We start from the raw sequence: 11,951 nt of genomic DNA, 5'->3' as shown, positions 1-11,951 counted from the left end.
CGAGGCCCGCGCCGCCGCGCGGCTCACCCACCCGCACGTCACCCAGGTGTACGACTACGGCGAGGCGAGCCTGGACGGCGGCGTGGTCGTGCCGTACCTGGTGATGGAGCTGGTGGAGGGGCGCAACCTCGCCGACCGGCTCGCCGCCGGCCCGCTGCCGTGGCCGGAGGCGGTGCGGGTGGCCGGTCAGGTCGCCGCCGCGCTCGCCGCCGCCCACCGCATCGGCGTGGTGCACCGCGACGTCAAGCCCGGCAACGTCATGCTCACCGAGACCGGCGCCAAGGTGCTCGACTTCGGCATCGCCGCGCTCGCCGGACCACACCACCCGCGCGCCGGGCAGACCGGCGAGCTGCTGATGGGCACCCCCGCCTACTTCGCCCCGGAGCGGATGCGGCCCGGACCGCCGAACCCGGCCAGCGACGTCTACGCGCTCGGGGCGCTGCTCTACCGCACCCTCACCGGCCGGGCCCCACTGCCCGTGCAGACCTGGGAGGACGCGCTGGAGGTGCACGCCGCGCACCCGCCGGTGCCGCCCCCGCGGGTCCCCGGGCTGCCGGCAGACATCGCCGAGCTGACCCTGGCCTGCCTCGCCACCGACCCGGCGCGCCGGCCGAGCGCGGCCCAGCTCTCCGCCCGCTTCGGCGCGGGGGCCCCGGCCGACCCGTCCACGGCCATCCTGCCGACCCTGTCCGCCGGCGCGGCGGCCCCGCCGGCGCACCCGCCGACCCTGATCGACCGCTCGCCGCCGTCGTCGGACCCGGGGCCCGCCGGCACCGGCCGCGCCGGGGTGCCGTACCCCGCCCCGGTGGGCGGGCGGCACCCCGTGGCCGGCCGCACCGGCCGTCCCGCCCCGACCGGTGGGCCTGGGGCGCCCCGGGACAGGTCCCTCACCGCGCTGCTCGCCGTCGGCGTCGCGCTGCTCGTCGGGCTCGTCGGGGCGCTCGTCCTCGGCGACGGTGCAGGCGCGCCACCGGTGGCGGCCCCCGCCACCGGCACGCCGGCCGGGGACCCGACCTCGGCCGAGCCGCCGCCGGCCACCACCTCGGCCCCGCCGCCGGTGACCACGCGGCCCGACCCGGTCGGCCTGCGGCAGATCGCCGCCGAGTTCGCCGCGGTGCTCGCCTGGGCGCAGGCCCGCGGCGAGATCGACCGCAAGACGGTCGAGGGGCTGCGGGACAAGCTCGCCGAGCTGAGTCGGGGCAAGCCGAAGGACCGGGCCAAGCGGGTCGAACAGCTGCGGGAGCGCGTCGCCGAGGCGGCCGAGGAGGGGCAGCTCCCGCCCGACACGGCGGCCCGCCTCGACGCCCTGCTCGACCGGGTCGACACGACGTCGCGCGACGACGACGAGGACGAGGACTGAGGCGGCTCAGCCGACCTCGACCACGGACCTCGACTTCACCGGGTAGCGCCACAGCTGCGCCAGCCCGCCGGTCACCGTGCCGCCGTCGGTCGGCGGGGGGCCGCGACCGGATCGGGGCCGCGCGGGGCGTTCGTGGTGCGCGTCGTCACGCACGCCAGAATAGTGAGATTGCGGGAACTGACCGCCCCGGCGGATGCGGCGGGCGGCCCTGACGGGCCCGACGACCTGGTCGGACCGGGACCCCGGCGGGGGACCGGCCGGTGGCCTCCCGCTCGGCGCTACCTGGCCAGGAGGGCGCGCAGGGTCCTGACGACCTCGGTCGGCGCCTCCTCGGCCATGAAATGACCGCAGGTGACGGTCCGGTGCTCCAGGTCCGGCGCCCAGGCCCGCCACAGCCCGGCCGCGTCGTAGCCGAGGGCGGCGCCCCAGTCCTGTTGCAGCACGCTCACCGGCATCCGCAGCGTGGCGCCGGCGGCCCGGTCGGCGCGGTCGTGCTCGACGTCGATCCCGGCGGAGGCCCGGTAGTCGGCGACGATGGAGGCGACCGCCTCCCGCGACGCCCGCAGGTACGCCGCCCGGACCTCGGCGGGGATGGCGTCCGGGTTGCGGGTCCAGGCGTCGAGGAAGTGGCCGAAGAAGGCGTCCGGGCTCGCCCCGATCAGCCGCTCGGGCAGGCCCGAAGGCTGGGCCATCAGGTAGAGGTGGAAGCCGACGGCGGCGGTGGTGCCACCCATGACGTCCCACATGTCGAGGGTGGGCAGCACGTCCAGCGCGGCGAGGTGGGTGACCGCCCGGGGATGGTCAAGGCCGGCGCGGACGGCGACCAGGGCGCCGCGGTCGTGCCCGGCGAGCGCGAACCGCTCGTGGCCCAGCGCCCGGGCGAGCGCGACGACGTCGGCGGCCATGGTCCGCTTCGAGTACGCGGTTCCGTCCGGGTCGGCCGGCTTGTCGCTGTCGCCGTAGCCCCGCAGGTCGGGGCAGATCACGGTGTGGTCGGCGGCGAGGTCGGCGGCGACGTGCCGCCACATCAGGTGGGTCTGCGGGAAGCCGTGCAGCAGCACGATCGGGCTGCCGGCGCCGGCGACGGCCGCGCTGAGCGTCACGCCGTCGGCGACGGTGACGCGCCGGTGGTCGAATCCGCTGATCGTCGGGTTCATGGTGGGCCTTCCTGTGGTGCCGCCCTCGCGGCCGGTGTGGTGGTCCGGGGACCACGTCGTCCGGCACCGAGCCTGCCCGGGGGCGATCAGCGCCCGGTCAGCAACGGATGAGCGGGGCGCAGACCCGGCCGCGGGCGCCTGGCCGCCGGGACCTGCCTAGATTGGTGCCATGACCAGGCAGCCGGCGGCGGACGCGGTGGCCTTCGGCGTGCTGGGACCGGTGCGCGCGGTGCGCGACGCCGGTCCCGTCGCGCTGAAGGGCCCCCGCCACCGGGCCGTGCTGGCCCGCCTGCTCGTCGCCCGGGGCCGGGTCGTGCCGGTCGAGCGGCTCGTCGGGGACCTGTGGGAGACGCCCTCGGACGGCGCGGTGGGGGCGATCCGGACGTTCGTCGCCGACCTGCGCCGCATCCTGGAACCGGGCCGGGCGCCCCGGCAACCGGCCCGCCTGCTGGTGACCGCCCCGCCCGGCTACTCGCTGCGCGCGGCCCCGGACGCGGTGGACGCCTGGCGGTTCGAGGCGGCCGTCGGCGAGGCCGGCGAACTGCTCGCGGCGGGCGGCGCCGCGCCCGCGCTGGGCCGCCTGGACGACGCTCTCGGCCTGTGGCGCGGTCCGGCGTACGCGGAGTTCGCGGGGGAGCCCTGGGCCCGCGCGGAGATCGACCGGCTCGACGAGCTGCGGATGCTGGCCGTCGAGCGGCGGGCGGAGGCGCTGCTGGCGCTCGACCGGGCCGCCGAGGCCGCCTCCGGACTGCGGGCCCACACCACCGACCACCCGCTGCGGGAGGACGCCTGGCGGCTGCTGGCCACTGCCCTCTACCGGTCGGGTCGCCAGGGTGAGGCACTGGCCGCGCTGCGGCAGGCCCGCGCCACCCTGGTCGCGGAGCTCGGCGTGGACCCGGGTCCCCGGCTGCGTCGACTGGAGGCGGACATCCTCGCCCAGGCGCCGGAGCTGATCCCGCCCGTGGCGGGCGCCGAGGTGAGCACCCCCGCGCGGACCGTCGCGGTGGCGCCGCCCGACGAGCGCCCGTTCGTGGGCCGGGACGAGGAGCTGACCGCCCTGCGGCAGGCCGCCGCCCATGTCGCCCGGCAGGGCACGCCCGCGTTCGCCCTCGTCTCGGGTGAGCCGGGCGCGGGCAAGACGGCGCTCGCCGACGCCCTCGCCCGGGACCTGGCCGCCGCCGGCTGGACGAGCGCGTGGGGCCGCAGCCCCGAGTACGAGGGCGCCCCGGTCGCCTGGCCGTGGGCCCAGATCACCGCCGCGCTCACCGCGTCCGCCCCGGGTGCCGCGCAGCCGGAGCCCGACGGGGCGGGCCCGGAGGCGGACCCGGTGGTGGCCCGCTTCCGGCTGCGCCGCGCCGCCGCCTCGCTGGTCTCGACGGTGGCCGACCGGGGGCCGGTGCTGCTCGTCGTCGACGACCTGCACCGCGCCGACGTCGACACCCTGGACCTGCTGACCGCCCTGGTAGGCGAGCCGGAGCCGGTGACCGGACCGGTGCTGATCGTCGGCACGTACCGCACCGCCGAGATCACCCCGGAGCTGATGGCCGCGCTGGCCCGGATCGCGCGCCTCGAACCGGTCCGGGTGCACCTGGGTGGTCTGGCCGAGCCCGCGACCGGCGACCTGGCCCGCAGCGCCGCCCGGCGGGACCTGGACCCGCCCGTGGTGCGCCTGATCCACCAACGCAGCGGCGGCAACCCGTTCTTCGTCCGGGAACTGGCGCGGTTGCTCGCCACCGGGGACAGCGCGGCGCTGCACGAGGTTCCGGCGGGCGTACGCGACGTCATCCGCCATCGGCTGACCGGGCTGCCGGACGGGGCACGGGCCCTGCTGCGGCAGGCGGCCGTGCTCGGCCGGGACGTCGACCCGGACGTGCTGGTCGCCCTGACCGGCGACGCCACCGGGGTCCTCGACGGCCTGGACCTGGCCCTGGCGGCCGGCTTCCTCACCGAGCACGGCGCCGGCGGGCGACTGCGGTTCACCCACATCCTGGTGCGCGACACCCTCTACGGCGACCTGTCCGCGCCGCGCCGGGCCCGCTGGCACGCCGCCGCCGGCGAGGCGATCGAGCGGCTGCACCCGCAGGACGTCGCCGCCCTCGCCCACCACTTCGCCCTCGCGGCGAGCCGCGCCACCGCGTCCCGCGCCGCGCGCTACGCCAGGGCGGCGGCCGAGCGGGCCGAACGGCGCTTCCACCCGCACGAGGCGGCCCGCCTGTGGCGGCAGGCGCTCGCCGCCCACGACCGGGCGGGCGACGGCGACGTACGCGGGCGGCTGGACGCGGTCATGGGGCTGGGCCGCGCGCTCGCCGTCACCGGCCACCTCGACGAGGCGCGACGACTGCGGTCCACGGCGGTCACCACCGCCGCCGGGCTCGACGACGCCACCCTGACCGAGGGCGTCCTCACCGCCTTCGACGTCCCGGCCGTCTGGACCCGCAACGACGACGAACACCTCTCCCGCCAGGTCGCCCGGGCCGCCGAGCGGACGCTGGCCGCGCTCGGCGACGACGAGCCGCGACGGCGCAGCCGGCTGCTGAGCACCCTCGCCCTCGAACTGCGCGGCACCATCACCGAACGTGGTCACCGGGCCGCGTGCGAGGCGGAGGCGATCGCCCGGCGGCTGTCGCACCCGGCGCTGCTCGCCCACGCGCTCAACGCCCGCTTCCTGCACACCTTCGGCCGGGCCGGCCTCGCCGCCGAGCGCGCCCGCATCGGCGCCGAGCTGGTCGAGCTGGCCGACCGGCACGGGCTGGTGAGTTTCGAGGTCCTCGGTCATCTCGTCCTTCTCCAGGCGCGCAGCGCGCTGGCCGACCTCAGGGCCGCGGACGCGCACGCGGCCGCCGCCGAACGCCTCGCCGAGCGGTACGACCTGCCGCTGGTGGGCGTCTTCACCGGCTGGTACGCCGCCCTGCGACTGGCGATCGGCGGGAGCCCGGACGCGGCGGAGGCCGCCTACCGGACGGCGCAGGCCCGGCTCACCGGCAGCGGGATGCCCGGCATGGAGCGGGGCCTGCTCGCGCTGGCGCTGCTGTGCCTGCGGCCGTCCGCGCCGCAGGAGGAGGAGGGCGTCGCCGGGGCCGGGGCGGACTTCGGGCCGTACGAACCCTGGGCGCGTCCCCTGGTCCTGCTCGCCGCCGGCCGTCGCGGCGAGGCCGCCGCCGCGCTGCGCGCCCTTCCGGACTCGCCGCACGACCTGCTGCGCGAGGCCCGGATCTGCCTTGCCGCCCGTGCCGCCCTCGCCCTCGACGACCACGCCACGATGCGGCGGGCGTACGCCGTGCTCGCCCCCGCCGCCGGGGAGCTGGCCGGCGCGGGCAGCGGCGTGGTGACCCTCGGCCCGGTGGCGGGGCACCTCGCCGACCTCGCCGCCGCGCTGGGGCGGCCCGACGAGGCCGCCGCGCACCGCCGGACCGCCCGCGCGGTCGCCGCGCGGGCCGCACGGTAGAGGCGGGCGACCCCCTGCGGTCTGCCCACCCGGGTGTCCGCCGAACGGGAGGGCCGGCCCCGTGGCGGGCTCCCAGGATCGGTTCGTAGCGTGTGAGCCATGATTCGTACCGCGCACGCCCTGCTCGCCTCCGGCTCCACCACCGCGGAGGCCGCGCCGCCCGAGGACGGACTGATCGGCTTCGTCATCGGCCTGGTCGAGCGGCTCGGCGGCCCCGGCGCGGGTCTGGCCGTGGCCCTGGAGAACCTCTTTCCGCCGATTCCCAGCGAGGTGATCCTGCCGCTGGCCGGCTTCGTCGCGGGCCAGGGCCGGATGAGCGTGGTCAGCGCGATCTTCTGGACCACCCTCGGCTCGCTGCTCGGCGCCCTCGCGCTGTACTGGATCGGCGCCGCGCTCGGCCGGGAACGGGTGCGGGCGATCGCGCAGCGGCTGCCGCTGGTCAAGCTCAGCGACGTGGACCGCACCGAGGAGTGGTTCCTGCGGCACGGGGTGAAGGCCGTCTTCTTCGGCCGGATGATTCCGATCTTCCGCAGCCTGATCTCCATCCCGGCCGGCGTGGAGCGGATGCCGGTGTGGACCTTCGCGGTCTACACGACGCTCGGCAGCCTGATCTGGAACACCACCTTCGTGATGGCCGGCTACCTGCTCGGCGACAACTGGCACCTGGTCGAGGGGTACGCCGGCGTGCTGCAGAAGGTCGTCATCGTCGCCTGCGTGGCCGCCGCCGGCTGGTTCGTGGTCTCCCGGGTCATCCGGGCCCGGCGCGGCGCGGCGGCGGCCGTCGAGCCCGCCCCGCCCGTCGACCCCGTCCCGCCCGTGGAGCCCGCCCCGCTGCCCTACGCGCCGGACCCGACGGGTCGGGGCACGATCTACCGCAGCGCCTACTCCGACGGGCAGGCCCCGGACCACGGCCTGTCGCGCTGAGCCGGGCGTAGCCACGGCGGGTGCCACCACGCCCGGTCCGCAACCCCCTCGGGGTGGCCTCCCGGGGCTCCCGGGCCCGACCGCCGGGTCGCCGCGTGGGCCGGGCGGTTGCGCGTCGACCGTCCCGCCGGTGGTCAGTGGGCGTGCCGGCGGTCGATGTCCCGCCGGCAGTCGGCGGGCGCGAGTGCGTCCGGCTGGCGCGCCGACTGTCGTGAGTGGACACTCTCACCCCTATCGACCCCTACTTATGTAATAAGGAGTCCTTGCGGAACGCTATTCTCTGGCGACTGTCGCCAGAACTCCGATGGCACGCTCGTCCGACGGAGAGGATCGCCATGCCGTTGCCCACCATCCGCCCGGCGCTGAGCGTGGTGATGCCGACGTATCAGGATCCGCAGTGCCTCGCGCTGACCCTGCGGGCGCTGACCCGGCAGACGCTGCCGCCGGAACGCTTCGAAGTGATCGTGGTCCGCGACGGTGGCTCGTCCGACGGATACGCCCAGGCTCTCGCCGAGGGCGCCGGCCTCCGCCTGCGCGTGCTGGAGCTCCCCCGGCGCAAGGGCCGCTCCGTCGCCCGCAACGAAGGGGCGCGGCGTGCCTCCGCGCCTCTGCTGGTCTTCCTCGACGCCGACTCGTGGGCGATGCCCGACCTGTTGGAGAGGCACCTGGCGTGGCACAGCACGCCCGGCAACGCGGCGGTGCTGATCGGCCGGCGGGACGAGATCGGCCTCGCGGACCTGCCCGCCGTGCTGGCCGGGGAGTCGCACACGATTGCGCGGGCCTTCCCACACGGTGGCGACCTGCGGTTCGCGACGGGACTCCCGGACGACGACGGCGCCTGGCTGCGGGCCGGCTGGGTGATCGCCTACACGCACAACATCTCGCTCGCCAGCTCGCTCTTCGCGCAGGTCGGTGGCTACCGCGAGGCGTTCGGCCTGAGCTACGGCGTGGAGGACGTCGAGCTGTTCTACCGTGTGGACCGGAGCCTGCCGGACGGTGTCAACTTCGGTTACGACGACGAGGCCCGGGTCGTCCACCTGCCGCACCACAAGAACATCACCCGCAACTGGATGGAGATGAAGGCCAACTTCCAGCAGGCGGCCAAGACGTACTCCTGCCTCGAGTGGGAGTTCCTCACCGCGGTCATGGGGTACGAGGCGATCCGGCGGATCCTGCACTACCGGGCGCTCATCGACGAGTGCGTCGAGCGGTCGGCCTGCGCCATCGGGCCCGCCGCCGCGCACCTCGCCGGCCAGTTGCGGGGACCCAAGGTGCTCTGGATAGGCACCGGCGGCACCGAGTCGGGGCTGCCCGCCTCGGCGCTCACCTTCGACTACGCCGCACCCATCGGGCCGACCAACTTCCACCTGCTCGGCGTCGCCCCGCAAATGCCGCCGGGCAGCCTGGACGCGGTGGTCAGCGTCGACTTCTGGCGATACCTCCTGTGGCCGGAACTCTGCCAGTTCATCTCCGCCTCGGTGGCGCTGGCCGGTGAGGTCCACCTGGTGGCCACCGCCGATTCGACGCCTGGGATGTGCGCCGCCGACCCGCAGACGCTGGACTACCTGCGCCAGGCACAGGCCGCCGAGTACGCGGCCGAGCTGCGCGCGGTCGAGGGGCTCGGCGACGTGCTGACGTTGCGGGCCCGTCGGCCCGTCACCAGCGCCGCGCGCCGAGCGCCCGGCCCGGTCGCCGCCAGGGCGTGACGCGCGCCGCCCCGCCGCCGGGCGCTCCCCGCCGCCGGGGTGGTGGATCGACGGTGCAGCCAGGCCCGACGCAGGTGTCCCGGCCCCGTCACGCCGCGCCCGGATCCGCCGCAACAGACGGAAAGGCGAACATGAAGCGCGTACTGCTGTCGACCCTCGGGTCGCGCGGCGACGTCCAACCCCTGGTGGCGCTGGCAGCGCGGCTGAAGGCTCTCGGCCTGCAGACCCGCCTCTGCGCCCCACCGGACTTCGCCCGGTGGGTGGCGACCTTCAAGATTCCCTTCGTGCCCGTCGGCCCGCCCTGGCGCAGGTCTGCGGCGCCCAGGCCGCGTGCCGCCGCGCCCCGCCCCTCGCCGGCACAGGTACGTCAGATGGCCGCGTCCTCCATCGGCATCCAGTTCGAGGTGCTGTCGGCGGCGGCCCGGGACTGTGACGTCCTCGTCGCGGCGACCGGCCTGCAGATCGCCGCCCGTACCGTGGCGGAGAAGCGGGGCATACCGTACGTCTTCGCGGCGCTCTGCCCGGCGGCCCTTCCCTCACCGCACCACCCGCCGCTGCCGCTGCCACTGCTCGGGCAGGCGCCGCCGCCCGCGTCGGCCGACAACGGCGAACTGTGGGCCGCCAACCTGCGGCAGGTCAACGACACCTTCGGCGTGCCGCTCAACGCGCTCCGGGCGGGGTTGGGACTGGCCCCGGTCGACGACGTCAGCGACCACATCCACACCGACCAGCCGTGGCTGGCCACCGACCCGACACTGGCGCCCTGGCCGGATGCCGCCGGCACGGCCGTCTATCAACCGGGCGCCTGGCTCCTGCCGGACGAGCGACCCCTGCCCACCGAGTTGAAGACCTTCCTGGACGCCGGCGGGCCGTGCGTCTACGTCGGATTCGGCAGTGTCGCCACGCCCCCCGGTCTGCTGGAGACGGCGATCCGGGCGGTACGCGCGGTCGGCTGCCGTCTGGTCGTCTCGCGGGGCTGGGCGCCACTCACGCTCGGCGACCGGGCGCCCGACTGCCTGGTCGTCGGCGAGGTGAACCAGCAGGCGCTGTTCAAGGAGGTGGCCGCGGTGATCCACCACGGCGGCTCGGGCACCACGACCACGGCCGCGCGGGCCGGGACGCCACAGGTTGTCATACCGCAGGTCTACGACCAGCACTACTTCGCGCGACGCGTGTCCGCGCTCGGGATCGGCAGCGCACACCCCGGCGCGGTACCGACCGCCGAGTCGCTGACCGCGGCTCTCGGCGCCGCGCTGCGGCCCGAGGTGGCGGCCCGCGCCCGCGCGTTCGCCGCCGTCATCCGCGCCGACGGGGCGCAGGTCGCCGCGCAGCGGTTGACCGCCACCCTGCCGGCCTGAGCCCCCTGTCACCGGCGGATCACCCGCCGGGTGCCGGCGGTGCTCGGCGTCTCGGGACGTGAGCCGGGGGCGGCCCCCGCCACGCCAGGCGCCGGCGGGTACGGCGGCGGTACGGGATCGGAACCCGCCACTGGTGTGCTCGCCCCATGCGAGTACGGAGAACGACCGGGCCGCTGCGGCGGGGCTGGTGGGCGGCCCTGGCCGTCGCCGCCGCGCTCGTGGCCGCGTCGCCCCTGACCGGGTCGTCGGCCACCCCGCCGTCCCCCGGCCCCGCGCCGGTCCCCCCGGTCGCGGTCACCGCCGACGACCGGCGGGTGCTGGACCGGGCCGAACAGCTCCTGACCAGGGAGTACATGAACCGCTCGGGCTTCCAGCTGTGGCTGGGCCCGCCGACGCGGACGGACGAACCGCGCGTGTTCCCGTACGTCGTCGACGACGGCGGGTGGGCCCGGGCGCACGGGTTCGGCACCGACCTGATCGAGGCGGCGTCGCCAACGCCCTGCACAACCTCGCCGTCGGACCCCGGGCGCTCGGCCGGCCCGCCCTGGCGGTGGTGCACCTGACCCGCGCCGTGGTGATCCGCCGGCAGCTGCGCAACCTCTACGGAGTCGCCACCGACCTCGACCAGCTCGCTGCCGCCTACGTCGACCTCGGCTACCACGCCAAGGCGCTCCGCCTCGCCGACGAGTGCCTGAGCATCGCGCGCGATCGGCAGGCGCCGCGTCGAGGCGGAGTCGCTGAGCACGCACGGGCTGATCGCGTTGGGCCTGCAAGGTCCGGGGCCGGCGATCGCGCTCCTGCACGAGGCCCTGCGGCTCAGCCGGGAGATCGGCTACCGGCGTGGCGAGGTCTGCCCTCATCGGGCTCGTCTCGGCGCACCGGGCGGCCGGTCGGCGCGCGGAGGCGGCGCACCACGCCCGCCTCGGCGAGGCCATCGCCCGGGACGCCCAGCACCACCTGCTGGCCCGGCAGGTCCGGGAGGCCCTCGGCGTCACCGAGGAGGAGACGGAACCGCTGCTGCGCGAGGCGTGCTGAGGCGGGGCTCGTCTCCTTGGGGCGTTCGTCGCCGGGTGGCCGCGCAGGCGGGTGGGCCGGTTCGTCGCCGGGTGCTGCGGGGCGTCGCCGGGGCGGTTTCGCGGCGTCGGGGTGGTTGGGCGGTCGGGTGCGGTGGTTGGGCGGCGTCGATGGGTGCGCGGTCGGTGCGGTGGTTGGGCGGCCTCGGTGGTTGGACAGTCGTGTGCGGTGGTTGCCTGGCGTCGGTGGTTGTTGCGTGGTCGTTGTGGTGGTGGGGCGTCGTGCCGGTTGTTGGTCCGTCGTGGTGGGGGTGTGGCCCGCCGTGCCCGGCTCCGGGCGGTCAGGCTTGATCCCTGCGTCGGGCACGGCGGGCCACACCCCGTCGGTGCCCGCTCGCCGTCCTCGGCTCACTCTCCATCGCGGGCCAGTGCCCGCCTGCTCGCCTGCGCCCGTAGCGCCGCCGCCTCCGCCTGCCCCGTAGCGCCGCCGCCTCCGCCTGCCCCGTAGCGCTGCCGCCTCTGCCTGCCCTCGTAGTGTCCGTTGCTCAGGGCGGTGTGGACGTTTCCCGGGCGTTGTGGGGTGCATGACCTGATCACGGCCGGTTGGTCTACGGGTCGGTGTCTCATGATCCGTTGACGTGGGCCCGGGCGGCGGGCAGCGGGGAGCCCGGCGGAGCGTCAACCGATCATGAGTGCCCCCGGCGGCACCGGTGGTTCCTGGTACGAAACCGTCCCGCCGTGGGCCGTCTCGTAGCAAGATCCCCACCCGGTTGCGCCTCGGCCGGGATGCGGATGGTGTCCGGTTGCGTCATGGGTGTCGGGTGCGGCATCGGCGGGCGGGCGTCATGGGATCCCCGATCGGGTTGGGTGTCCGGTTTGGGAGTGTGGCCGGGGGCATCGTGGGGGCGGAATCGTGGCCGGGGCGGGGTCGTTACACCCTGCGTACGACCGAGCAGGACCGCGCCGCCCCATGGGTGGTGGGCCGGGG

At 76.3% G+C, this 11,951-nt stretch carries 9 protein-coding genes; 7 read left to right on the top strand and 2 right to left on the bottom strand.

Going from position 1 to position 11,951, the window contains the following annotated elements; genetic code table 11:
• Positions 1-1,360, top strand: a 1,360-nt coding sequence (locus tag AB0G13_RS31375; protein WP_357882245.1) for a serine/threonine-protein kinase, incomplete at its 5' end; no start/stop codon positions are given.
• Between the two features lie 6 nt (positions 1,361-1,366).
• On the opposite strand, the gene AB0G13_RS31370 is transcribed toward AB0G13_RS31375, so the two are convergent.
• Both AB0G13_RS31370 and AB0G13_RS31365 read right to left on the bottom strand, forming a co-directional pair.
• Positions 1,367-1,513 (bottom strand): hypothetical protein, encoded by a 147-nt coding sequence (locus AB0G13_RS31370; protein ID WP_357882242.1) that lies wholly within the window; start codon positions 1,511-1,513, stop codon positions 1,367-1,369.
• A 125-nt stretch (positions 1,514-1,638) separates the two neighbouring features.
• Positions 1,639-2,517: an alpha/beta hydrolase gene (locus tag AB0G13_RS31365; RefSeq protein ID WP_357882239.1), complete on the bottom strand. Its 879-nt coding sequence runs from the start codon at positions 2,515-2,517 to the stop codon at positions 1,639-1,641.
• Between the two features lie 169 nt (positions 2,518-2,686).
• Here AB0G13_RS31365 and AB0G13_RS31360 point away from each other — a divergent pair, with 169 nt between their 5' ends.
• From AB0G13_RS31360 to AB0G13_RS31335, 6 genes are all read left to right on the top strand, one after another.
• Positions 2,687-5,962, top strand: a complete 3,276-nt coding sequence (locus AB0G13_RS31360) for a BTAD domain-containing putative transcriptional regulator (RefSeq protein ID WP_357882236.1) — start codon at positions 2,687-2,689, stop codon at positions 5,960-5,962.
• A 99-nt stretch (positions 5,963-6,061) separates the two neighbouring features.
• Positions 6,062-6,886, top strand: coding sequence for a DedA family protein (locus AB0G13_RS31355; protein ID WP_357882234.1), 825 nt, complete (start codon positions 6,062-6,064; stop codon positions 6,884-6,886).
• Positions 6,887-7,221: 335 nt separating this feature from the next.
• Positions 7,222-8,592, top strand: coding sequence for a glycosyltransferase family 2 protein (locus AB0G13_RS31350; protein ID WP_357882231.1), 1,371 nt, complete (start codon positions 7,222-7,224; stop codon positions 8,590-8,592).
• 131 nt (positions 8,593-8,723) lie between these two features.
• Positions 8,724-9,950, top strand: coding sequence for a glycosyltransferase (locus AB0G13_RS31345; RefSeq protein ID WP_357882228.1), 1,227 nt, complete (start codon positions 8,724-8,726; stop codon positions 9,948-9,950).
• A 146-nt stretch (positions 9,951-10,096) separates the two neighbouring features.
• Positions 10,097-10,513, top strand: coding sequence for a hypothetical protein (locus AB0G13_RS31340; RefSeq protein WP_357882225.1), 417 nt, complete (start codon positions 10,097-10,099; stop codon positions 10,511-10,513).
• A gap of 277 nt (positions 10,514-10,790) precedes the next feature.
• Complete coding sequence (locus AB0G13_RS31335) at positions 10,791-10,985, top strand: hypothetical protein (protein ID WP_357882222.1); 195 nt, start codon at positions 10,791-10,793, stop codon at positions 10,983-10,985.
• The last annotated feature ends 966 nt before the right edge of the window (positions 10,986-11,951 follow it).

It is taken from the genome of Micromonospora sp. NPDC023633, from assembly GCF_040640035.1.
GTDB lineage: Bacteria > Actinomycetota > Actinomycetes > Mycobacteriales > Micromonosporaceae > Micromonospora.
The sequence above is the reverse complement of the archived record's forward strand: the minus strand, read 5'-3'. Positions and strand labels throughout refer to the sequence as shown.